The following is a 22,835-nucleotide window of genomic DNA, read 5'->3' on the forward strand; positions in this document are numbered from 1 at the left end:
GGCACAGCTGTGCCACCAGCTCGTCCGCCGAATCCAGGTAGGCCGGAAAGGCGATGCCCAGGGCCGCGGCGCTGTCGCGCAGGCGTCGAATGTGCCGTTCGAGCAAATAGACCCGCTGGTTAAAAGCGCAGAAGGTCTCGAACAGCCCGTCGCCGAACAGCAGTCCGCGGTCGTCGGCCCGCACCCTCGCCCAGGCCGCGGGCAGGAACTGCCCGTCGAGAAACACCACGCGCTGCGCTCCGCTCACCGACCGACGCGCTCGATGGTCTGGATCAAGGCCGCAGCCTTGTCCAACGTCTCGTCGAACTCGGCCTGGGGCTCGGAGTCGGCGACAATCGCGCCGCCGACCTGGGCATAGATCTTGTCGTCGGCAATCACCATCGTGCGAATGGCGATGTTCAAATCCGCGCGGCCGTCGAACCCGAGGTAGCCGATCGAGCCGGTGTAGGGGCCGCGCAGTGTCGGCTCGAGCTCGTCGATAATCTGCATCGCGCGGATCTTGGGCGCGCCGCTGATCGAGCCGCCGGGGAACGTGGCAAGCAGCAGGTCGACCAGATCAACGTCAGGGCGCAGGGTGCCCTCGACGGTCGAAACCGAGTGAAACACCGTGGCGTATTCCTCGATCGCCGCGTGCTCGACCACGCGCACCGAGCCGTACTCGCAAACCCGTCCCAGGTCGTTGCGCTCCAGATCGACGATCATCGCCAGCTCGGCGCGGTCCTTGGCGCTGGCCGCCAGCTCGTCGCGTAGCAGCTCGTCCGACAGCGGATCGGAGCCGCGGGGGCGCGTGCCCTTGATCGGCCTGGTCTGCACTTGACGGCCGTCGACCTTGAGAAAACGCTCGGGGCTCGAGCTGCAGATCACCGCATCGGGCATGTTCAAATAGCACGAAAACGGCGCGGGATTGATGCGGCGCAGCCGGGAGTAGACATGCCAGGGGTGCTCGAGCAGCGGCGCCTCGAGCCGTTGCGAGATGTTGACCTGGTAGATCTCCCCCTCGCGGATGTAGTGCAGCGCCGCGGCCACGGCGTCGAGGTACTGTTCCTGGGTGAAGTTCCACAAGACGTGCGGACGATCAGCGGCCAGCCGGGGCAAGGCCGGATCGGGCAACGACGAGCGGCCGCCCACGACCCGTTCGAGCAGCGTCGAGTGTTGCGGGTCGGCCCCCGGTCCGACCAAGTGCCAGTGTCCGCTGTCGTGGTCCACGGCCAGCACCTCGGGATAGAGCCCCAGACACATCCAGGGGACCGCCATGTCGTCCATGCGGGTCAGCGGCAGCCTCTCGATCCATCCGCCCAATTCGTACCCCAGATAGCCGACCAACCCGCCGCAGAACGGAATCTGGTCGGAGACCCGCTGGGCGTCGAAGCGACGCGTGAGCGCGCGCAGCAGCTCGAACGGATTGTCGCTTTGCGCCAGGATGCCGCTATCGTTGTGCAGTCGCGCGCCCGAGCCGTCGGCAGTCAGCAGCGCCGCGGGATCGCAACCAATGAAGCTCAGCCCCGAGTGCGGGCCGGCGCTGAGTGACGAGTCGAGAAAGAAGCTGCCCGGCCGACGGCAGATGCGGCCGAAGGCCTCCTCCGGTTCGAGCATCAGCCCCACCTCGTGGATTGCCAACCCAGCGCTGAAAACGCCTCTGAGCAGCGCATCGATCCGAGGACTCACCAGCAACCCTCCAGGAAGTTGCGCAACAACCGACCGCCGTCTTCGGTGAGGAAGCTCTCCGGATGAAACTGCACGCCGAACAGCGGGTGCTCCAGGTGTCGCAGGCCCATGATTGAACGCGTGTCATCGGCGCAACGCGCGCTCACCTCCAGTTCGGCGGGTAGCTCGGCGTCCCGGACCATAAGGCTGTTGTAGCAGCCGGCCGTAAAATTTTGATCAAGGCCATCGAACAACCCCTTGCCGCAATGCTCGATCCTGACCGTCTTGCCGTGGACCATCCGCGGCGCGTGGACGATTGTGCCGCCGTAGAGCTGCGCCAGGCATTGATGGCCCAAACAGACGCCGAGCAGCGGAACGCGTCCGGCCGCAGCCTCGATCAGCGGCATGCTGATTCCGGCGCCTTGCGGTCGACCCGGTCCGGGGGAGATCACGATCCGCGACGGATCGAGGTCGAGGACTTTGCCGACCGTGATCCGGTCGTTGCGGAAAACAACGACCCGCGCACCCATGGCGCCAAACGCCTGGACCAAGTTAAAGCTAAACGAATCGTAGTTATCGATCAGGATCAGTGGCCGGCTCAACACCCGCATCCGCAGTGGTCATCATCGTCGTCGTCGCCTGAGCTGTCGTCCCACGCGTCCTCGCTGTGAGGCTCGTCGTCGTCATCATCGTCGCCGGTTAGAGCAACCGCCTCGACCACGTCGGTTGGCGTGCCCGAGGAATCGACCATTCCGCCCGGCGCGAAGATCCAATCGCCGAGCAGCGCCGCGTCGAAACGAAACCGCGGCGTCTCCAGGCCGGGGATCTCGATCCAGAGATTCTCGATCGAGTCGTAGGTCAGCGCGGAGCCGGTGGGGCCTTCGAAATTCATGCCGCCGATCAGCAGCAGCTGCCCGTTCTGCACCACGCTTCCGCCGCCCCACAACGGCTGGGGCAGATCGGCCATCTCCAAGTCGAACCAAGCGTCGGCGTCGACATCGTAGACCTCGCTGGAACTGAGCATGGTCTCCGATGTGTCCAAACCGCCCGCCACGTAGATCAGGCCGTCGCGGGCCCAGGCATAGTGGAAGGCGCGCGGCACGTTCATCGACGCCAGGGCCGACCACACGTCGCGCTCGGGATCGTAGGAGAACAGCGTGTCGGTACTCGTGCGATCCAACCCCCTGCCGCCGATCATGTACAGCAGGCCGCCGTCGACTACAGCCTCGTAGGCATAGCGCGCGGCCGGCGCGGGCGTCGACTCGCTCCAATCGTCGTCAGCGGTATCGAACACGAACAGCGTGGGCAGCAATCCCTCGCCATCGAACCCACCGGGAATCATGATTCGGCCCTCGATCACCGCCGCGTCGGCCAATGCCACTGGAACCGGCATCTCCGGCCCGGAAGACCACGAGCCCCGACGCTCGAGGCTCAGCACCTCGACCGTGCCCTCGACTCCACTGACAAACGAGTTGTGGCCGATGACGTAGAGTTTGTCGTCCACCGCGGCCACGCAGTGATCCTGGCGCGGGCGCAGCAGCGACGATGCGTCGACCCACTGGTCCGAGAAGATCGTCACGACCTCGGCCTGGGCCGACTGACCCGAGTTGAGGCCCTGCACCTGCAATGTCGACTTGTCCAGCGACCAGAGCAACGCGTCAGCGGGGATCTGGACCTCGATCGTCACGGTGCGCTGCTCGCCTTCGGGCAGCTGGACCTGCTCGCTGTCAACGCTGGTCGGCCAATCCGCGCCATCGAAGCTCAGCTCGAAGTCCTCGGCTACGCCGGTCAGGTTCTGCAACCGCACATCGTAGCTCACGGTCTGGCCCGAGCGGGCGTTGCCGTGGAACAGGTCGGGCAGCACCGAGATCGACGAGGGGTAGGAGAACTCGACGCAGGTCGAATCGGGAATCGACCCTGCGCTGTTGCACGCATAGCTCAGCCCGGAGACGCCCTGCGGGCCCTCGATACCCGTGGTCGACGCGGCGCCCTGGGCGCCGCCGGTGGTCTGGACTTGAATTCTGATGCGGTTGCCCGGTTCATAGAGGATCAGCTGCACTGAGACCAAGTCCGAAGTGCCGTAGAACGGGACGTCCTCGTAGCTGATGATCAGCTTGCGTCCCGGATCCTCGCCCATGACCTCATAGCTGACTTTGCCGGCGGACGAGGGATCGAGGTCGTCCCACACCGCGGCGATCAGGTTGTTGGGCTCGGCGGCGTTGGGCAGCGGGCACTGGTTGAACTCGGTGTTCACTCCCTGTTCGAAGCTGATTATACCGTTGCTGCCGATGTAGAACTGCTGGTAGAGCTCGGCGTAAAACAGAAAGCTGAAACCCATCGGCAACGGGCCCTCGTAGCCGTCGTCCGGCAACTCGACCTCGGTGGCCAAGCTGGTGTCGGTCCATTCGTAGGCGCACTCGTCGGACCAGGTATAACCAAATGTATCCGGACCGCCGGTGGCGGCGAAGGCCGGCGCCGCTCCCCACAGGAACACCAGGGCCACAAGGGCTGGGGCCCAACGAATCGTACTATGGCCCTTGACGCGCACAACAAGCGTTTTCACCGCGATATACTCCCCGGCCCCGGTCGTTCACAATCCAAACGGCCGTATACCCCAGAGGATCGATTCAAGTGTATCACTGCCGTTCCCGGCGTATCAAGAATGTATCAACGCAATCCGACCGTGGAATGGATCGAGGGGGGTCTTGCGGCTCATGTCTGGTGCTGGGCGCGAACCGCCTCCCTGGCCTCGGCACAGTCGCGGTTGAGCTCCAAGGACTTGATGAAATACAGCTCGGCCATCGGAACGTCGCCCTCGTTTTTATAGATCCGTCCGAGGATCAGGTAGGGCAGAAAATTGCTGGTGTCGACCGCGATCCCCTGCCGCATCAGCTCGGTGGCTTGGGCAAAGGCCTCTTCCCCCTCGGCGCTGCGGTAGATGGCCCAACCCAGTTGGGCGTAGCTCTCGGCGGTCTTCAGGCCGCGGTCGACGGCCTCCTGCAGGGCGATGTGGGCATAGTCGTAGGACTCCTGATCCAGATAGCTCATGCCGATGGCGAAGATGTCCTCGGGGGTGTCCTCCTGGGTGAACTCCAGATCTGCGGGAGCCTCCTGCACTTCCTCCTCGACCTGATCCAGTAGCGTGTCCTGCTCCTCCTCGAGAAAAGAGAACGGATCCTCCGCGCCCTGGGCCGGTTCCTCGAGCGCGGGCGCCTCGTCCACGTCGGGCTCGATCTGGGCCTCCTCGAGACTTTCCTCGTCGGGCTCGACCTGGGCCACGGGCTCCTCGGGCTGTTGCTCGACGTCGACCTCGAACAGCGGCTCCTCATCCAGATCGGGTTCCGGCGCGGGAGCGGACTTCTCCGGCTTGGCGGCCGCGGCCGACTCGTACTCGATGGATCCCAGCTGCGCGGCGAGATGCGCCTCCTCATGGATGCGCTCCACGCTGGATTGGGCATCGTGTAACGCGCGTTCCAGTGCCGGGCTGACGTAGCCGTAAGTACCCTTGGATTTGCGTCGGCTGACCTTCTTGCTCTTCTTGGACGTCCGCTCTTCGTCGCTGACCCTGAACTTGATTATCTCCAGGCTCAGGGCGGTGAACAGCAGATGCAGGGTCTGCGAAAAGCTGATCTTGGTCGATTCGACGATCTGCTCCGGGCTCATCCCGCGGTTGACCATCTGTAGGATCGGCCGGTCCGTATCGCTCACGGGCAGCAAGTCCATGGAAAAGATCGAACGTCGGTTGAGCATTAAGGGCTTGCTCCAACGCCGCGCAAGGCGCCGCTGGATGAACGTGGTGGAGTAGTTTTGCACACCACGGTAGATCAACTCGGGGAACCGGTTTTTATTCGGTACGGCGTTGATCTCCAACTCGCGGAATCGATATTTTCCGTGCGTAAAGCTGAATATCTCCTCAATGTTACGATCAAAGCTCTCGCGGGCCGCACGCTCCCACTCGTCGGCCGTTGTCAACGAGGAGTCGATCAGCGCCTCGCGCAGGCTCATCTTGCGCGATGCGGCCCAACTGCGTTTGAGATTGGCGTCCTGGGCGCTGAGCTTGCCCAGATCGATCAGCACGCGCGCCACTTCGAACTGGTCCATGTAAGCCAGCGGATCAAAGGCGGGCATGCCGTCCTTGATCGGCACGGCCAATTCCCGATTGTTGTGCTCGGCGATCAGCAGTCCGCTTTTATTGGCCTTGAAAAGTGAATACAGCAGTCGAACCGGATGCAGGTCCTCAAACTTTCCTTTGAATTCCAAGGGGGTTACAGGCTGCTTGTTTGTATCCATCACTTTGGGGAAAATTACCAGAGGCCGCCAACCTTGTCAATTTGCAACTGGATGACAGATAAAGTTCCCGCTGCGGCTCCTGATTTACCTTTAACTAAACAGTGTTTTGCGGAGCAGTCCGGCTCAGCCGATCAAGGGGTTACCAGATAGGCCACCGATTCGCTGCCCTTGTCGTTAAAGTAAGTGAGAATCACCAGTCGTCCCGGAACGCTCCAGATCGCGGCCTGTTCGGCGGTCGATGGATCGCCGTTGGCCATCGCCGGTTGGCCCAGACGTCTGCTGGTCTCGTGAAACAGCTCGGAGTACTGCGCGCGCGTGCCATGTCCCGCAAGGCTGAACAGGCCGACGTAGTTCAACCTGTTGTGGGCAAAGCCCACGCGCGGCGAGCCCCACAGCTCGTGGCGCAGGTCGATGCTGTAAATCGTGTCGCAGATCTTGGCCTCGTCGCCGACCCGGTTGCCGTCCTTGTAGGCCAGCGGATTGGAGGACAGAAACGCCGACTCAAGCATCCCCAGATCGAGGGTGCCGATCCCCGGCGGCAGCAACGCGCCCTGCGCCTCGGGGCCGGCATCCTCGGCCGCGGCCGGCCACGCGGTCAGCGCGACCAGCAGCGTCAATATGAACAATAAGGTAGATCTCAATTTAACCCCTCTTCAGCCGAGTTTGACGCCGCGTTCGCGAGCGGTCTGTTTGGCCAACTCGTAGCCCGCATCCGCATGACGCATCACGCCCGTGGCCGGGTCGGCGGTCAACACGCGTTGCAGTCTGCGCCCCGCGGCCTCGCTGCCGTCGGCCACGATCACCATTCCGGCGTGCAGGCTCAGTCCGATGCCCACGCCGCCGCCGTGGTGGAAGCTGACCCACGACGCTCCGCAGGCGGTGTTGGTCAACGCGTTGAGGATCGGCCAGTCGGCGATCGCGTCCGAACCGTCGCGCATCGCCTCGGTCTCGCGGTACGGGCTGGCCACGGAACCGCAGTCGAGATGATCGCGGCCGATCACCAGCGGCGCCTTGACCTCGCCGGAGGCCACGAGCCGATTGAAAATCTCTCCGGCCCGGGCCCGGGCTCCGTACCCCAGCCAGCAGATGCGCGAGGGCAGCCCCTGGAAACGAACTTTCTCGTTGGCCAGCTCGAGCCAGCGCCGCAGGGTTTGATCCTCGGGAAACGCCTCGAGCAACGCGCGGTCCGTGGCGCGGATGTCCTCGGGGTCGCCCGAGAGCGCGGCCCAGCGAAACGGACCCTTGCCCTCGCAGAACAGCGGCCTGATGTAGGCCGGCACGAATCCCGGAAAGTCGAAGGCGCGTTCGAGCCCTTGTTTGGCGGCCTGGGCGCGGATCGCGTTGCCGTAGTCGAACACGTGCGAGCCGCTATCGAGCATCGCCAACATCGCTTGCACCTGGACGACGATCGCCTCGTAGGCCAACCGCTGATAGCGCTCGGGGTCGCTACGGCGTAACGCGAGCGCCTCGCCGTAGGGCAGTTGGTTGGGCACGTACCCCTCCAACGCGTCGTGGGCGCTGGTCTGATCGGTCACCAGGTCGGGTACTATCCCGCGCCGTGCGATCTGGGGGTAGACGTCGGCCGCGTTGCCCAGCAGCCCGACCGACAGCGCGCGGCCCTGCGCCTTGGCCTCGAGCACCAACTCCAGCGCCCGGTCGAGATCCTCGACCAGCATGTCGCAGTACCCGGTCTGGATCCGCCGCGCGATCCGTTCGCGATCGACCTCCACGCCGAGGAACGCCGCGCCGTTGAGCGTGGCGGCCAACGGCTGAGCGCCGCCCATGCCGCCCAGGCCCGCCGAGAGCACCAGCCGCCCGCTGAGGTCCGAGTCGAAATGTTTACGCGCGGCCGCGGCGAACGTCTCGTAGGTCCCCTGGACGATCCCCTGGGTGCCGATGTAGATCCACGAGCCCGCGGTCATCTGGCCGTACATCATCAGGCCCTTGCGCTCGAGCTCGCGGAAGTGTTCCCAATTGGCCCAGGCGCCGACCAGGTTGGAGTTGGCGATCAAGACCCGCGGCGCGTCCTGGTGGGTGCGCACGATCCCCACCGCCTTGCCCGATTGCACTAGTAAGGTCTCGTCGTCCTCCAGGTCCTGCAGCGCCTCGACAATGGCGTGATAGGCCTCGATGTTGCGCGCCGCTTTGCCCCGTCCGCCGTAGACCACGAGTTCCTCGGGCTTCTCGGCCACGTCCGCGTCGAGGTTGTTGATCAGCATCCGCAAGGCCGCCTCCTGGGCCCAACCCTTGCAATGCAGCTGCGTGCCGTGGGGCGCGGGCATGCCCGGTTTAGGTGAGACTATGCGGGGCATCTGCCATACCTCCCGGTATTGAAGCGCGGATCAGCCGCCATCGGCCTCGTCGTCTTGCCCGATGAAGAAATCGAGCGGCGTGGGGATCAGCGGCGGTCGCGGCGTGATCGGCTGAATCTGCTCGCACGGCACCCCGGCCTGCTCGAGCATCCGCGCCACGATCACCAGGCAGTTCTTGCCCTGACAGGGGCCGGTGCCGATCGCCAAGTAGCGCTTGAGCGACTCGATGTCGCGCATGCCGTCCTTGATCGCTTGTTCGATCTGGGCCTGGGTCACGTCCTCGCAGCGGCAGACAATGGTCTTGGACATCTCAGCCTCCGGCAGCGGCCAGGCCCGCGCGCCGGGCACTATCGACGATCTGGTCCATGCGGTGCAGGCCCACGACCTGGCCGCAGGCATAGCAGCCCTCGACGCTGGTGGCCCCCGTGGAATCGACTTGGACTGCAAAGCCTCCGGCCGCCCGATCGTATTTCACCGCGGCCCCGGCCATTGCCGCGATCTCGAACGCCGGTGCCGGCGTCTGGGACACGGCCAGCATGTCGACCCGATTGTAGAGCGACTCGCCGCCCGGGCCGTGGGGCACGAAGTTCGCCGCCTTGAGTTTGAGCCTGCCGCGGGCCGACTCCAGGCCGTAGTTGAGGAACAGCGGCACGCCGTGATCCTGGACCGTCAGCGCAACCTCGCGGCTGCCCGTGATCGTCTCGCCGGGCTCGACCACACCCATCACGCGCACGCCGATCTTGAGCAGGCGTAGCGCCAGCGACAGCGCGGTGTCGTCCGAGCCGTAGATATAACAGCGCACCGCCGGGCAGATCCCGTAGAGATTGATCAGCCGCGCCACTCCGGCGGCGGAGAATACGCCAAGCAGGTCGTTGCCCGGGAAGGTCCGATTCTGGTCGTAGGCGCCGGTGGCGAAAATCAGCTTGTCGGCATGCAAGGTGCTCAGCCCCTCGGGCCCGGCCAGGCCGATCAGCCCCTCGGCGTAGAATCCAACCGCCGTGGTGTCGCACAAAATGCGCGCGCCGTTTTGTTCGAGGATCTTGCGTGCGCCGTGCGCCACCTCGAATCCGCGCTGCCCCGCGAAGTCGTTGCTGAACGCCGGTTGCACGTCCACGTCGTGGACCAACCTGCCGCCCACCCGCGGCTCGGACTCGACCAGCAGCACCTCGGCGCCCGCGCCCTGGGCGGCCAGGGCCGCGCTGAGACCGGCCGGTCCCGCGCCGATTATCGCCACGTCGGCCTCGAGGGTCTTGATCCCGCGCGGTCGGCGCTCGCCGTCGGGCAACCGCTGCGACGAGACGAAACGCCTCACCATCGACTGCATCGCCTTGTTCAGCGCCCGCGGTCGGGTCAGCAGGCCGTGGTACTCGAAGCGCTCGGAGAGCAGCAGGTCCGCGGCGGACATCAGGTCGTTTTGGGTCGAGGACAGTCCGCCCTGGCGTTCGACGCGCATGCCCTCGCGGCACAGCACCTGGCACGAGCGCACGCCGGGCACACCGTCGATGCGCATCACGCATGAGGCGCAGACCCCGCGCACGCAGAACATGCCGCGCGGACGGTGGTACTTGAGGCTGCGCGCCAGCAGCGGCTGGCCCGCTGCGAACAGCGCCACGGCCACGGGCTCGCGCGTAAATCCTCGCAACGGCCGGCCCTCGAAATCGAGGGTCACCTCTTGGCCGCGGTCGAACTCGAGGTCATCCAGCGGCGTGTAGATTCGTAGATCTTTGCTCATCGTAGTTGTGCTCGGCCGCTACCAGTAGAGCCGCTCGGACACGCTCTTGGCCTGGGAAAACAACAGCAGGTAATCCCTGCCGCCGGCCTTGCTGTCCGTGCCGCTCATGTTGAATCCGCCGAAGGGGTGGACGCCGACCAGCGCGCCGGTGCACTTGCGGTTAATGTACAGGTTGCCTACGAAGAACTCTCGTCGGGCGAGCTGGGCACGCTCCGGGTCCATGGTGAACACCGCGCCGGTCAGGCCGTACTCCGTGGCGTTGGCGCGTTTGATCGCCTCGTCGAAGTCCTTGACCTTGATCAGCGCCAGCACCGGGCCGAAAATCTCCTCCTGGTCGAGGCGCGCGCCGGGTTTGATCTGCTCGAATACCGTAGGCTCGAAAAAGTAGCCCGGCCTGCGCAGCCGCTTGCCTCCGGCGATCAGCTTGCCCTCTGCGCGGCCGATGCGGATGTAGCGGCCGACCTTGTTCACCGAGGCCTGGTTGATCACCGGGCCCATGTAGATCTCGGGCCCCTGCTGCGGATCGCCCACACTGACCGCGGCCACGCCCTTGAGCAGCAGCTCGCGGAACCTGGCGTAGGCCTTTTCCGTGACCACGACCCGCGAGCAGGCCGAGCACTTCTGGCCGCCGAAGCCGTAGGCCGCAGCCACGGTCATACGCGCGGCGTCGGCGAGGTCCGCGGTCTCGTCGACCACGATCGTGTCCTTGCCGCCCATCTCGGCCACCACACGCTTGATCCAGCGCTGCCCCTTGACCTGCTTGGCGGCCAGCTCGTTGATCCGCAGGCCCACGGCCTTGGAACCGGTGAACGAGATGAAGCGCGTGCGCTGGTCGGCGACCAGCGCCTCGCCCGCCAAAGCGCCGGGGCCGCAAAGCAGGTTCAGCGCTCCGGCGGGCAGGCCGCAGCTCTCGAACAGCTCGTAGACCATCGTGGCCACGCCCGGAGTATCCGAGGCCGGCTTAAGTACAACCGTATTACCCATCACCAACGCTGCGCTGGTCATGCCCACCAGGATCGCGTTGGGGAAATTCCAAGGCGGGATCACAGCGCCTACTCCCAAAGGAATGTAGTGCAGCTCGGACATTTCGTCGACGCGCGTGGTCAGCGGCTGGGGCTGGGATAGCCGTAGCGCCTCCTGTGCGTAGAACTCGATAAAGTCGATCGCCTCGGCCGTGTCCGCGTCGGCCTCGACCCAGCTCTTGCCCGCCTCGAGCACCATCTGCGCCGAGAACAAGTGCTTATCGCGACGCATCCTGCCCGCCGCGCGAAACAGCACCGCCGCCCGCGTCGAGACGTCCAGCTTGCTCCAGTTGTCAAAAGCCTTCCACGCTGCGTCGAGCGCCTTGCTGGCCTCGGCTGCTCCGGCCTTGGCGAACTCGCCCAGGACCATCTCGGGCTGCGAGGGGTTGTACGAGAAGAACGTCTGGTCGGTTTTAATCCGGCGTCCGCCGATGCGCAACGGAAAGAACGAATCTGCCGAGGCGCGCCGGCGTTGCTCAAGGGCCAGGGCAAATGATTCGCGTTGGGCCGGCAGCGAAAAATCGGTCAGCGGCTCGTTGTTAAACTGCGGACGCATTATCGCCTCCTTGTGATTCAGTTAATCCGGGTTCGGTTTATAAGCTGAGGAAAGCGACATCAAAACCCGCATTATTAATGAGGGTTAATTAAACTCAGTATACGCCCACCGCGTCTGATATCAACTCAGCGCGAGACCCCGGATTTACCCTTACGATCCAGGTGCAACGGCAGCTCGCCGTAGGGGGTCTCGAGCCTGAAATCGAGGTCAAGGTCGTAGCGTACGTCGCCGCGTTGCAGGGTGCGCTCCAGGGCCCGGCCCAGCTCGTCCAGGCCGACCTTGAGCTCGAGTTCGACCACGGCCCGCCCCTTGGCCGGGATAATCCGACCCTTGAGGCGACGGCCGCTGAACAGCCGACTGCCCTCGAGGCCGACCTTCCAGCTCAGTCGCTGGATCTTCAGATCAAAGTTGTTCGGATTGTCGATCCGCAGCCGAAGCTCCAGACGCGCGCCGGACAGGTCGAGCTTGCGCACCCGCACGTCCTCCAGCCGAACCTGGGGCGGGCGGATCAACGGCAGTTCCCCCTCGCGCTTGAACGGCACGCGCAGGTCGCCCAGCGGCGTACTGAAGGTAATGCCGCCCGTGAGTACGTAGGGCAGCTCGTCGCGATCCGTGTCGTTCTCGATTATCGCCAGCGCCGCGGGTACGTCGAAGGTCACGGGCAGCCTTAGTTCCACGCGGTCCCGAGCCGCGACCTCGATGCGCTGCCGAAGCTCGCCGTCGGCCAGCCCTCGGCCGTTGACCGACAGCTCGTAGTCCAGGCCATCGGCCCGCAATCCGTAGCTGTTGGGGTTGTTCACCTGCACCACAAAGGTGGTGTCGATCCGCTCGAAGCCCACGCTGTCAAGCTCGACGTCCTGCACATCGGCCGAGGGGCTGCGAAACGCGCAGCCGCCCAGGGTCACCAGCGCTACGGTCGCCATGCAAATCAGCGCGATAGTCGGCAGTCGATCGATCGGGCCGGACATCAGCACCTCGGAGAACGAATCCGCGTCAATTTCGCACATCGGTCGCGGATAATCCAGGGTTGAATGTCGGTAAAAAATTGCGTTTTTACCTATATTATGGAGACTGGTCCCATGGAAACGGGAGGCGAGTGACAAACCGCCGAGGTCTATTGCTCGGGGCGATCGTCGGACTGGCGATGGTCCTGTTCTACTTCAGCGCTCCCAACGCCTTCGAGCTGTTCGAGCTGCAGCTGCTCGATTATCGCCTGCGCAGTCGGCCGGTGGAGCCGGGCCCGGAGAAGATCTCGGTGATCCTGGTCGACGAACGGGCAATGGGCCGCTACGGCCTGGGTGAGAAGTTCAAGTTTGCCCTGGCCGAGCTGATCGAGGAACTGACCTCCGAGGGTGTCAAGGTGATCGCCCTGGACATCATTTTCCCCACTCCGCGCGATAACGAATCGAGCTCCTCCGATCGACTCAGCCTCGCGATTCACAACGCCCAATGCGTTGTGCTCGGATACCGTTGGGACATCCCGGGCTTCATTGAGCCGTTCAACAACCTGGAACGAGCCGAGCGGCTACGCGTGGTGCTCGGCGAGCATGGATGGCGCTACGGCTACCGTGAGAATATCCCGCAGGCGGTCTATCCTACTCCCAAGCGCGCACTCATCAGCGACATGCGCATTGTCAGGTCCGCCTGTTCCCAGGGCTATGTCTCGGTGATCGCCGGACTCGACCTGTCGGTGCGTACGGTCCCGATGGCGATCTCGATGCAGCAGCATTTCCTACCGCCGTTCTCGGTAAGCATCGTGCGCAAATTCCGCGACAACGAAGAATTCGTGGTCCAGGCCGAGGATGGCGTGGTCCAGAAGATCGTCCTGGGAGATCGCGAGCTGCCCGTGGACATGGCCGGACGCTTGCTCCTGCTGCCGCCAGGTCCGCCCTCTTCGATCCAGACCTACGACTTCATCAGCGCATTGGCCGGAGAGATCCCCTCCTACCGCCTCAAAGACGGCATCGTGCTGATCGGCGTCTCGGCCATGGGCGGACACGACAACTTCACCACCAGCTACGGCCCAAACACTCCCGGTGTGTACGTGCACGCCGAGGCCGTGCACAACATGCTCGACGGCCGGTTCCTCAGGCGCGATCTGCCGATCAGACGCGCCGAGACCCTGATAATGCTGCTGCTGCCTATTATCCTGGGGCTGCTCATTGCCCAAGTCAGACCGATCTTCGCCCTGCTGCTGCCGCCGATAATCGCCATGGCGCTGATCTACATGGCGCAGCTGTTTTTAGAACGATGGGGCCTATGGTTCCTGACCAGCTACGCCGTAGTGGCGCTGTTCAGCGCGCAGATCGTGATCCTCGGCGCGCGGCTGGCCGTGGCCGACAAGATCATCCGCTGCGGCCAGGAGCGAGAAAACTCGGCATAGCCCGCATTCTTCATGCCGGCTAATAAGCGTTTTTAGCGATTAAACCCTTCCAGACGGTGAGAAAGATAATCCTCAGGTCCAGGCCGAACGACCAGTTCTCGATGTAGTACAGGTCGCACTCGATGCGCTTGTTCAGGTCGGTGTCGCCGCGCCAGCCGTTGACCTGGGCCCAGCCGGTGATCCCGGCCTTGACGCTGTGGCGCAGCATGTAGCTGGGCACCTCGTGGCGGAACTTCTCGATGAACACCGGGCGCTCGGGTCGCGGCCCGACAACGCTCATATGCCCCAGCAGCACGTTGATGAACTGCGGCAGCTCGTCCAGGCTCGTGGAGCGCAGCAGCGCGCCGAAGCGCGTGCGCCGCGGATCGTCTTTCTTGGCCCAGACCGCGCCGGTCTGGGCCTCGGCGTTCACTCCCATCGAGCGAAACTTGAGCATCGCGAACGTCCGGCCGTCCAGGCCCATTCGCTCCTGGCCGTAGAACACCGGGCCGGGGCTGGTGAGCTTGATCAGCACGGCGATCAGCAGCAGCAGCGGCGAGATCATCGCCAGCGTCAGCAACGCGAAGGCGACGTCGAACAGCCGCTTGCCCACCGCGCGCCAGCCGTAGAGCGGCGAGACCTTGAGGCTGATGATCGGCAGCCCCTCGAACTCCTCGACCCCGCCGCGCAGGGTGATGTACTGCACGATGTCCGGCACGATCTTGACGTCCACCAGCTCGCCGGAGAGGTGCTTGAGCACCGCGTCCACGCGCCCCGCGGCGTGCAGCGGCAGCGCCACGTAGACCTGGTCCACGTGCAGCTCGTCGCACACGCGCTGCACGTCCTCGATCGCGCCCAGGATCGGCGGCCCATCGCCCGTCTGCGCCTCGACGAGCGGCTCGTCGGTGATAAAGCCGACGATAATTTTGCCCAGCTCGCGATGGCGGCCGAAACGCCGCGCCAACTCGCGGCCCAGTTCGCCCGCGCCGACGATCAGCACGCGCGAGCTGATCACGCCGCGCCGCGTCAGGGTCACCAGCACCTGGCGGAAGATCACCCGCGAGAGCCACAGCATCACGCCGGAAAGCGCGAAGAACAGGGCGTAGACCACGCGCGAGGGGCGATACTCGGCGATAAAAAACGTGACCACGATAAACAGCAACATCGCCAGGATGTGCGCGCGCAATACGCGGAACACCTCACGCGTCAGGCTCGGGGTCTCGGCGGGCTGGTAGATGTTGACCCACCAGAAGACCGCGGGCCAGACCAGGGCCACGGCGAGGGTCAGCGGCAGGAACTTGTCCAGCCGCGGCACGTGCGGCGGGGGGAGTACTCCGGCCAGCAAATTAAAGCGGATGTAGTAGCTGGCGATCCACAGCAGCACCAGCAACAGCAGGTCGCTGACGAACTTAATCGACAGCAGAAACTGACGCTCGCGACGAATCACTGTGCCAGCTCCATATAAACCTCGCGCGTGCGGCGCGCCACGTCGTCCCAGCTAAACTGCGCCGCGCGTTGCAGGCTGTATTCCACCTGTTGCCGGTAGTACTCGCCATCGCCCAGCAAGTGCTCGATGGCCGCGGCCAGCGCGGCCGCGTCGTGGGCCCCGACCTTGATCCCCTGCTCGCCGACCACCTCGGGCAGGCTCGAGCTGTCCGAGACGATCGCCGGGGTGCCGCAGGCCATCGCCTCCAGCGGCGGCAGGCCGAAGCCCTCGTAGAGGCTGGGGAACAGAAACACGTCGGTCAGATTGTACAACATCGGCAGCCGTTCCCAGCCCACGTAGCCGATGAACTTCACGTGTTCGCCCAAGCCCAGCTGCTCGTGGCGCTGGAAGATCTGCTCGTAGTTCCAGCCCGGCTCGCCGGCGATCACCAACTTGTGCGAGTCAAAGCCCGCGTCGAGCAGCAGCCGAAACGCGTCGAGCAGCAGGCCGATGTTCTTGCGCGGCTCGAGCGTGCCGACGAACAGGCAGAAGCGCTCGGGCAGCCCCAGCTCAAGGCGCAGGCGTTCAAGCCCCTCGCGGTCGTCGATCGGCTGGAACACGTCGCCGGGCGCGCCGTAGATCACGTGCACCTTCTCCGGCGGCAGGCCGATGTGGCGCACGATGTCGGCCTTGGTGTGCTCGCTTACCGCGATCACGCCCCGCGCCTTGCGCGCCGCGGCCGGCACCAGGCGCTGGATGATGTTGTTGGCCCGCTTGTGCACGCGCGGCATCAGCGCCGAGGAGATGTCGTAGATCGTGGTTACGCTCGGCGTGCGTCCCCACAGCGGCACGATGAAGTTGGTGCCGTGAAACAGGTCCACGCCATCGCGTTTGAGGGTCCGCGGCAGCCGGGTTTGCAGCCAAAGGTTGCTGATCGGCATCGGCTGCACTCGCTGCACGAAGTTTGGCTGGTCCACGAAGCTCAGGTCGATCGGTCGGTTGGAATACAGGTAGTACAGGTTCTCGCGGTCGATGCGCGCCAAAGAACGGATCAGGCTGTAGGTCCAAAAGCCCACCCCGCTTTTATTGCCGTCGCACGGACGCGCGTCGATACCGATCTTCAGCGTCATCTCATCCCTGTGATCATCGGTAAATGCTGATTATCGGCCTCAGCTCGATTTTTTCAAGTTGGACGAGCCGCGTTCGCCGCGCGACTCAACCCCCAGCAGGGCGATCATCGTGGCGATCAGCACGCTGTCGCTGTAGTAGTCGAAGCTCAGCACGTCGAAGGTGTTGGTGATCAGGTAGACGAACAGCGCGCCGAGCAGAGCCACGTGACGCGGCTCGAACAGCGGCCTGCGCCACATGCGCCAAGCCAGCCGCGCCAGGGCCGCGAAAAACAGCAGCAGCGTCAGGCCGCCGGCCACCCCGCCCTCGGCGAGAAAGTTGAGCAGCAGGTTGTGCGGCCGGTAGATGCCTTTACTAATGTACAAATCGTAGTTAAAGCGCTGCAACTCGCTATGGAACAGCATGCGGTAGTTGTCCGGCCCCACCCCGAGCCAGGGGTGCCGCAGAAACAGCCGCCAGGCCGCCTTCCACAGCTGCACGCGGGAGAACAGACTGCCGCCGGTCTCGAAGGTCATCGGGCTGGCGTCAGGCGAGCGCAGCTCGAAGCGTCCGGCCCACGCCGCGTCCTGCGCCGTGGGGCTCAACCCCTGATCGCCGCGCAGCTCGATATCGCGTAACGCCAGCTTGCGCTCAAGACTCAACGCCAGCCGATCCGCGTCGGCCCGTGCCTCATGCTCGATCCCGCCGTTGCTCGCCAGCGCCAGCAACTCGCCGAAGTTGGAGCCGATGCGCGCGAAGAAACCCAGGTTGATCAGCAGCAACGCCGCAAGCACCGCCGCGGTCCAGCCCAGTTGCCGACGCAGCCCAACCGCGGCGCTGATGGTCGAGCGAAAGCGCGCCAACCCGATCAGTCCGCACAGCGCCAGGCTGATCAGTAGCGTGGCGAACGCGCCGCGGCTGAAGGTCAGCGTCAGCACGTAGAGGCAGAATCCGAGCCCGATCAGCCGGAATGGCGTGCGCTGCCTGGCTCGCTCGTCGCCGATTAAATAGAGAATGAAGAAAATGACCATCACCAGGAAGTAGGCCAGGCTGTTGCAGTAGACGAACACGCTCGAGGCGCGCACGATCAGCCGCTGGTCCTCCCAAAAAGCGCCGGAGGAGTAGCTGAGGTTGGCCGAGATGTCGGTGCCGATGAAGCGGCTGGACTTGAACAGCGCGAAGAATCCGTTGAGGTTCTCGTAAAAAAAGTGCTCGACCAGGCCCAGCGCTGCGATCACCAGGGTCGCGCCGAACAGCGTACGCAGAGCCAGCCGCCGGACGCGGCCGTCGCGAAACAAGTCGGACAGCGCCACGGTCAACGCCATCACCGCGAAGTAGCGCACCGTGTACTTCAACGCCAGGTCGCGGTGATAATCGCCGGCCAGGCTCGAGGCGGCCATCGCCAGTCCGACCAGCAGCAGCGCCGCGGCCATCGGTCGATCGACGCACGGCAGTCGTCGTTCGTAGAGCAGCTTCAGCGCGTAGAGTCCGACCACCAGGCCGATGATCAGCTCGGAGTCGGTCAGCCGCACCGGCCCCACCGGCAACAGCTCGAACTCCCACCACGACAGGCCGTAGAGCAAAATCAGCGCCGCGCCCAGCGCCCGGCGCAGAGCCCGCCCGCCGCGGTTCGTTCTGTGGACCCTCTGGTAGTCCGTGGGCATCTTCTCCTTGATCAGACCGGCAGCGGCGTTCTACTGCGGTCGAGAAACGCCGTCCAGACCTGCTCCACGTGCTGCGCCATCTCGTCCTTGAACCGCTCGCGGTTGAACGAAGTCGCGTGCTTGCGGATCGCCTGCGGATCGAATCGCCCCTCATGGGCCTCGAAATAACGCAGAGCTCGTACCAGGTGCTCGCTGCTCTGCTCGGCAAAGAACAACCCGGTGATCGCGTCCGTTTCGCCCTCAAGGGGATCGGGCCGGCCTGGAGCCGGCACGTGCCGGCCCAGGATCGTCTCCAGGGCTCCGCCGCGGCCAAAGGCGATCACCGGCCGGCCCGAGGCCTGGGCCTCGAGCGGAGTAATGCCGAAATCCTCTTCGCCGGGGAAGATGAACGCACGGCAGCCCGCGTAGAGCTCGCGGATCTGTTCGTCTTCCTGCCAGCCGAGCATCTCGACGTTGGGCTTGGCGATCCGCCGCAGCTTCTCCAGGTCCTCGCCGATGCCGACGATCTTCAGCGGCCAGCCCAGTTCGTTGAAGGCCTCGATCGCCAGGTCGATCCGCTTGTAGGGCGTGAGCGCCGAGACCATCAGGAAGTAGTCGCCGCGTTCGCCGCCGATGTCGAACATCTCGGTGTCGACCGGCGGGTTGATCACGACCGAGGGCCGGTCGTAGTGCTTCTGGATTCGCCGCGCCACGTGCTTGGAGTTGGCGATGAAATCGTCCACCCGATGGGCCGAGGCCACGTCCCACATCCGCAGGTAGTTGCTGATCGGCGGAATCACCAACCGCCGCAATCCGCGGACCCGCTCGGGCCCGAAGTAGACGTCGTACATCTCCCAAACGTAGCGCATCGGGGTGTGGATGTAGCTTACGTGCAACGTGCTGGGCTGCGTGATGATCCCCTTGGCCACGCAATGGCTGGTCGAAATCACCAAGTCGTAGCCGCGCATGTCGAACTGCTCGATCGCCACGGGAAACAGCGGCAGAAAGTTGCGGTAGTAGCGCGCGGCCCGCGGCATGCGCTGGATGAAACTGGTCTTGATTTTGTGGCGTTCGATGGTCGGGCTGACCTTGCCCTTGACGTGCAGCAGGGTCAGCAGGTCGGCATCGGGCCACAGCTCGCACAGGCATTCGAGCACCTTCTCGCCGCCGCGCATGCCGGTCAACCAGTCGTGAACCAGTGCGATTTTCACGTTCTTGTTCATGATTGTGCCATCTGTTTGTAGATCTCCAACGTACTTTGCGCGCACTTGCGCCAGCTGAACTCGCGGCTGCGTTCCAATCCCCTGTTGCGCAGATCCGCGGCCAGTTCTCTATCGGACAACGCGCGCTGGATCTGTAGGGCCATATCGTCGACGTCGTTGGGGTCGACCAGCAGCGCCGCGTCGCCCACCACCTCGGGCATGCTGGTTGTGTTGGAGCTGACCACCGGCACGCCGCAGCTCATCGCCTCGAGCAGCGGCAGGCCGAAGCCCTCGAACAGGCTGGGGAAGACGAACAGCTCGGCGCAATTGTAGAGCAGCGGAAGCTGCTGCTGGGGCAGCGATTCAATGAAGCGCACGCGCGCGGTAAGCCCCGAGCGTTCGACCTGGCTGAAGATCTCGTCGAAGATCCAGCCGCGTTCGCCGCAGATCACCAAGTCGTGCTCCACGGCCTTGCGCTGCACCAGCTCGGCGTAGGCGCGCACCAGGCCGGTCACGTTCTTGCGCGGCTGCAGCGTTCCCACGAACAGGATGTAGCGCTGGGGCAAATCGTGCTGCCTACGGAAGTCGGAGAGCAGCTTCTGGTCCTGAATTACGCGGAACTCGCCGTCAATCCCGTTGTACACGACGCTGACCTTGTCCGGGTCCGCGCCGGTGATCTCGAGCACCTCCTGCCGCGTGTATTCCGAGACCGCGATCACGCGGTCGGCGCGCCGAATCGAGCGCGGCGAGACCAGGCTCTTGTAGATCCGGCGGCTGCGCGTGTACGCCTCGGGGTGGCGGAAAAATGCCAGGTCGTGGACCGTGATCGCTGTGGGCACCGGTTTGCCAATCATGCTCAGCGTGTGGTCGATGTAGTGGAACACGTCGAGCTTGCTGCGGCGCGCGCGGCCGGGCAGCCCCAGTTGCTCCCAGAGGATGCGCCGCGGGTTCGAGCCCTTTGCGCCGTATTGATCGAGCTCGACGTTGGGCCCCGCGAGCCACGGCTCGCCCGCGTAGCACCCGGCGTCGCTGTGAAAGAACAGCACGTAACGATTGTCGCGGTCGATCTCGAGCAGGCCGCGCACCAGGTTGTAGGCGTAGCAGCCCACGCCGGTGGTGCGCTCGAGCACCTTCTCGGAGTTGAGCCCGATACGCATCAGCCGACCGCGCCTCCCGGACCGAAAAAACGCTCGACCTGCCCTTGGGCGTAGTCCGCAAACTCGCGCTTGAAGCGCTCGCGGTTGAAGCGCTGGGCGCGCTCGCGGATCACGGCCGGGTCGAAGCGCTCGACGTTGCCCTCGAAAAAGCGCACCGCCTCGATCAGCGATTGCACCGACTGCTCGGCAAAGAACACGCCGGTGCGGTCGCCGCGCGCCAACTGCTCCACGGCGCGGTCCGGGTCGCCCGTGAGGTGCACGCCGTTGACGCTCTCGATCACTCCGCCGCGGCCGTAGGCGATCACCGGCTTGCCCGAGGCCTGGGCCTCCACCGGCGCGATGCCGAAGTCCTCCTCCGCGGGGAAGACAAAGGCCCGGCAGCGCGAGTAGATCTCGGCCACCGCCTCGTCGGGTTGCCAGCCGAGGAACTCGATGTTGTCCGCGGCCATTTTACGCAGCCGCCGCGCGTCGGGCCCCACGCCCACCAGCTTCAGCGGCAGGCCCAGGCGGTTGAAGGCCTCGATCGCCAGGTCGATCCGCTTGTAGGGGGCGAAGGCCGAGACGATCAGGTAGTAGCCCTCGTCGCGTTGACCCTCGCCGAACAGGTCGGTGGAGACCGGCGGGTGGATCACGTCCGACCCGCAGCGGTAGTGCTTGTAGATCCGCCGCCGGATGTGCTCGGAGATCGAGACGAAGCGGTTGACGCGGTTGCACGACAGCGCGTCCCACATCCGCAGGTAGTTCAGGAAGAACGGGATCACCGGCCGGGTCAGCCAGTGCCGGCCCTGGCCGAAGTAGATGTGGCTCATGTCCCAGACGTAGCGCATCGGCGTGTAGCAGTAGCACAGGTGGAGCTGGTCGGGCCGCGAGCGCACGCCCTTGGCCACGCAGTGGCTCGAGGAGACCACCAGGTCGTAGTCGCTCAGGTCGAAACGTTCCATGGCCGTGGGGAACAGCGGCAGGTACGAGCGGTACCACCAGCGGGCCATCGGCAGGCGCTGGACGACGCTGGTGAAAATCCGGTGGCGCTCGATGGTCGGGCTGACCGAGCCGGGCAGGTGCAGCAGCGTGTACAGGTCGGCCTCGGGCCACAGCTCGCAGAAGACCTCGAGGCACTTCTCGCCGCCGCGCATTCCGGTGAGCCAGTCGTGGATGATCGCAACCCTCATCTGCCCAGCTCCTCGATGCGCCGCTGTACGGAATCGCCGATCTGCTCGACCCGGCGCTCCCAGTCGTTGTCGCGCGCCACGTTGATGCGTTTCTCGATCAGGTCTTGGCGGCCGGCGTCCTGCAAGCTGTGTTCGATCATCTCGACGAACTGCTCGTGATTCGCGGCGATCCGGCACAGGTCCGGGTCGCGGCCGAACTCGGCCAGAGCGTCCAGCGCCGTGCTGACCACCGGCTTGCCCAGGGCCAGGTATTCGAAGAACTTCATTGGGAAGCTCGACTGGGTGCTCTCGGAGACGCGGAACGGAATCAGCGCCACGTCGAACGCCGCCACATAACGCGGCAGCCGCTCGTAGTCGATCCGGCCCAGCAGGTGGACGTTGGGCAGGCTCTGAAGCAATCGGGTGTCGGTGCCCGGGTCGCCCCAGCCCGTGGGACCGACCAGCACCAGCGACCACTGCGGTCGGCTGCGCGCCACATGCAGCAGCAACTCCAGGTCGGTCTTATAGGAGCTGATGTTGCCCTGATAGCCGATGATCGGTCCGGAAATCTGCGCCAGTTCATCCGGCGGCCCGTCCGCGCTTTTACTATCCTCGATAAAGTGCCCGACGTTGGCCACGTTGCCGTAAAGCTCGGTATGCGGGTTGTAGACGGACTTGTCGCGGTAGAGCTTGGGGCTGGTGACGAACGCCATGTCGGCCTGCCCGAGCATCCGGCGCTCCATCTCGATGATCCGTTCGCGGGGCACCCCGGGGTTGGCCGAGTAGTCGTCCACGCAGTGGTAGATCACCAGTTTCTCGTCCAGGCCGCCGACCAGCGAGACGGCCGTGGGCAGGAAGGCCCAGAGGATCGGCCGCTGCAACCCCAGGCGTCGCTGGTAGCGGCGCAGAGTCGTGCGCAGGGCCCAGCGGTTGAAGGCGCGCGCCACGGGCGACTCGTAGAACGGCAGGGAAATCGGGTCGTAGACCCACAGCGAGTCCTCGACCCGGCGTACCCCCCGAAACCACGAGCGCAGCCGTTTGAAAACCTGTTTGAGGTCGCGTTTCTTGGCCATCGACGGCGCGCGCAGGCCCATGTTGTTGATGTAGAACACCCTGTTTTCACGGGCCAGCCTGCTCATCAGGTGCTGGGAATTGACCCACATCGCCTCCCAGTTGCTGCTGGCGATACAGATGATGTTCTGGCCCTTTAGCATCACTGCTCCGGGTCGATGGC

19 protein-coding genes are annotated in these 22,835 nt (G+C 64.7%); 1 reads left to right on the top strand and 18 read right to left on the bottom strand.

From position 1 onward, the window contains the following. From P9M14_07950 to P9M14_08000, 11 genes are all read right to left on the bottom strand, one after another. Positions 1-247 (bottom strand): aminotransferase class IV (locus P9M14_07950; GenBank protein MDP8255665.1); only part of this gene is annotated, 247 nt, incomplete at its 3' end. Then, a complete protein-coding gene (pabB, locus tag P9M14_07955) occupies positions 244-1,665 on the bottom strand; it encodes an aminodeoxychorismate synthase component I (protein MDP8255666.1) in 1,422 nt (473 codons plus the stop codon). The genes P9M14_07950 and pabB, both read right to left, overlap by 4 nt. Next, positions 1,662-2,246: an aminodeoxychorismate/anthranilate synthase component II gene (locus P9M14_07960; GenBank protein MDP8255667.1), complete on the bottom strand. Its 585-nt coding sequence runs from the start codon at positions 2,244-2,246 to the stop codon at positions 1,662-1,664. Before P9M14_07960 ends, pabB begins: the two co-directional genes overlap by 4 nt. Continuing rightward, complete coding sequence (locus P9M14_07965) at positions 2,243-4,207, bottom strand: hypothetical protein (protein MDP8255668.1); 1,965 nt, start codon at positions 4,205-4,207, stop codon at positions 2,243-2,245. Before P9M14_07965 ends, P9M14_07960 begins: the two co-directional genes overlap by 4 nt. Before the next feature lie 149 nt (positions 4,208-4,356). Beyond that, positions 4,357-5,904 (bottom strand): hypothetical protein, encoded by a 1,548-nt coding sequence (locus P9M14_07970; GenBank protein ID MDP8255669.1) that lies wholly within the window; start codon positions 5,902-5,904, stop codon positions 4,357-4,359. 161 nt (positions 5,905-6,065) lie between these two features. Next, positions 6,066-6,560: a hypothetical protein gene (locus tag P9M14_07975; GenBank protein ID MDP8255670.1), complete on the bottom strand. Its 495-nt coding sequence runs from the start codon at positions 6,558-6,560 to the stop codon at positions 6,066-6,068. Between the two features lie 27 nt (positions 6,561-6,587). Then, a complete protein-coding gene (gene hutU, locus P9M14_07980) occupies positions 6,588-8,246 on the bottom strand; it encodes a urocanate hydratase (protein ID MDP8255671.1) in 1,659 nt (552 codons plus the stop codon). A 30-nt stretch (positions 8,247-8,276) separates the two neighbouring features. After that, entirely contained in the window at positions 8,277-8,555 is a 279-nt protein-coding gene (locus P9M14_07985) for a (2Fe-2S)-binding protein (protein ID MDP8255672.1), read from the bottom strand. Between the two features lies 1 nt (position 8,556). Further along, positions 8,557-9,978, bottom strand: coding sequence for a 2Fe-2S iron-sulfur cluster-binding protein (locus P9M14_07990; GenBank protein ID MDP8255673.1), 1,422 nt, complete (start codon positions 9,976-9,978; stop codon positions 8,557-8,559). An 18-nt stretch (positions 9,979-9,996) separates the two neighbouring features. Continuing rightward, entirely contained in the window at positions 9,997-11,556 is a 1,560-nt protein-coding gene (locus P9M14_07995; GenBank protein ID MDP8255674.1) for an L-glutamate gamma-semialdehyde dehydrogenase, read from the bottom strand. Positions 11,557-11,681: 125 nt separating this feature from the next. After that, on the bottom strand, positions 11,682-12,563 hold the full coding sequence (locus tag P9M14_08000) for an LEA type 2 family protein (GenBank protein ID MDP8255675.1): 882 nt from the start codon (positions 12,561-12,563) through the stop codon (positions 11,682-11,684). 89 nt (positions 12,564-12,652) lie between these two features. Here P9M14_08000 and P9M14_08005 point away from each other — a divergent pair, with 89 nt between their 5' ends. Continuing rightward, positions 12,653-13,939 (top strand): CHASE2 domain-containing protein, encoded by a 1,287-nt coding sequence (locus P9M14_08005; protein ID MDP8255676.1) that lies wholly within the window; start codon positions 12,653-12,655, stop codon positions 13,937-13,939. A gap of 19 nt (positions 13,940-13,958) precedes the next feature. Here the strand turns inward: P9M14_08005 and P9M14_08010 are convergent, their stop codons facing one another. Genes P9M14_08010 through P9M14_08040 form a run of 7 tightly spaced genes read right to left on the bottom strand, consistent with a single transcriptional unit; the run spans position 13,959 to position 22,815 of the window. Continuing rightward, on the bottom strand, positions 13,959-15,365 hold the full coding sequence (locus P9M14_08010; protein MDP8255677.1) for an undecaprenyl-phosphate glucose phosphotransferase: 1,407 nt from the start codon (positions 15,363-15,365) through the stop codon (positions 13,959-13,961). Further along, positions 15,362-16,474, bottom strand: a complete 1,113-nt coding sequence (locus P9M14_08015) for a glycosyltransferase family 1 protein (GenBank protein MDP8255678.1) — start codon at positions 16,472-16,474, stop codon at positions 15,362-15,364. Before P9M14_08015 ends, P9M14_08010 begins: the two co-directional genes overlap by 4 nt. A 39-nt stretch (positions 16,475-16,513) precedes the next feature. After that, positions 16,514-18,115 carry an O-antigen ligase family protein gene (locus P9M14_08020; protein ID MDP8255679.1) on the bottom strand — a complete coding sequence of 534 codons (1,602 nt, stop codon included), beginning with the start codon at positions 18,113-18,115 and terminating at the stop codon, positions 16,514-16,516. A gap of 11 nt (positions 18,116-18,126) precedes the next feature. Next, positions 18,127-19,317, bottom strand: coding sequence for a glycosyltransferase (locus tag P9M14_08025; protein MDP8255680.1), 1,191 nt, complete (start codon positions 19,315-19,317; stop codon positions 18,127-18,129). Continuing rightward, positions 19,314-20,453 carry a glycosyltransferase family 1 protein gene (locus P9M14_08030; GenBank protein ID MDP8255681.1) on the bottom strand — a complete coding sequence of 380 codons (1,140 nt, stop codon included), beginning with the start codon at positions 20,451-20,453 and terminating at the stop codon, positions 19,314-19,316. The genes P9M14_08025 and P9M14_08030 overlap by 4 nt, the downstream gene beginning before the upstream one ends. Next, positions 20,453-21,622 carry a glycosyltransferase gene (locus P9M14_08035; protein MDP8255682.1) on the bottom strand — a complete coding sequence of 390 codons (1,170 nt, stop codon included), beginning with the start codon at positions 21,620-21,622 and terminating at the stop codon, positions 20,453-20,455. The genes P9M14_08030 and P9M14_08035 overlap by 1 nt, the downstream gene beginning before the upstream one ends. Continuing rightward, positions 21,619-22,815, bottom strand: a complete 1,197-nt coding sequence (locus tag P9M14_08040) for a glycosyltransferase (protein MDP8255683.1) — start codon at positions 22,813-22,815, stop codon at positions 21,619-21,621. The genes P9M14_08035 and P9M14_08040 overlap by 4 nt, the downstream gene beginning before the upstream one ends. Positions 22,816-22,835 lie beyond the last annotated feature (20 nt).

The sequence above is a fragment of the Candidatus Alcyoniella australis genome, from assembly GCA_030765605.1.
Lineage (GTDB): Bacteria > Lernaellota > Lernaellaia > JAVCCG01 > Alcyoniellaceae > Alcyoniella > Alcyoniella australis.

Coding starts and splice junctions, on each gene's coding strand:
- P9M14_08015 (MDP8255678.1), bottom strand. CDS start 16,474: ATGACGCTGAAGATCGGTATCGACGCGCGTCCGTGCGACGGCAATAAA.
- P9M14_07995 (MDP8255674.1), bottom strand. CDS start 11,556: ATGCGTCCGCAGTTTAACAACGAGCCGCTGACCGATTTTTCGCTGCCG.
- P9M14_07985 (MDP8255672.1), bottom strand. CDS start 8,555: ATGTCCAAGACCATTGTCTGCCGCTGCGAGGACGTGACCCAGGCCCAG.
- P9M14_08020 (MDP8255679.1), bottom strand. CDS start 18,115: ATGCCCACGGACTACCAGAGGGTCCACAGAACGAACCGCGGCGGGCGG.
- P9M14_08030 (MDP8255681.1), bottom strand. CDS start 20,453: ATGCGTATCGGGCTCAACTCCGAGAAGGTGCTCGAGCGCACCACCGGC.
- P9M14_08000 (MDP8255675.1), bottom strand. CDS start 12,563: ATGTGCGAAATTGACGCGGATTCGTTCTCCGAGGTGCTGATGTCCGGC.
- P9M14_08040 (MDP8255683.1), bottom strand. CDS start 22,815: ATGCTAAAGGGCCAGAACATCATCTGTATCGCCAGCAGCAACTGGGAG.
- P9M14_07990 (MDP8255673.1), bottom strand. CDS start 9,978: ATGAGCAAAGATCTACGAATCTACACGCCGCTGGATGACCTCGAGTTC.
- P9M14_08035 (MDP8255682.1), bottom strand. CDS start 21,622: ATGAGGGTTGCGATCATCCACGACTGGCTCACCGGAATGCGCGGCGGC.
- P9M14_08025 (MDP8255680.1), bottom strand. CDS start 19,317: ATGAACAAGAACGTGAAAATCGCACTGGTTCACGACTGGTTGACCGGC.
- hutU (MDP8255671.1), bottom strand. CDS start 8,246: ATGCCCCGCATAGTCTCACCTAAACCGGGCATGCCCGCGCCCCACGGC.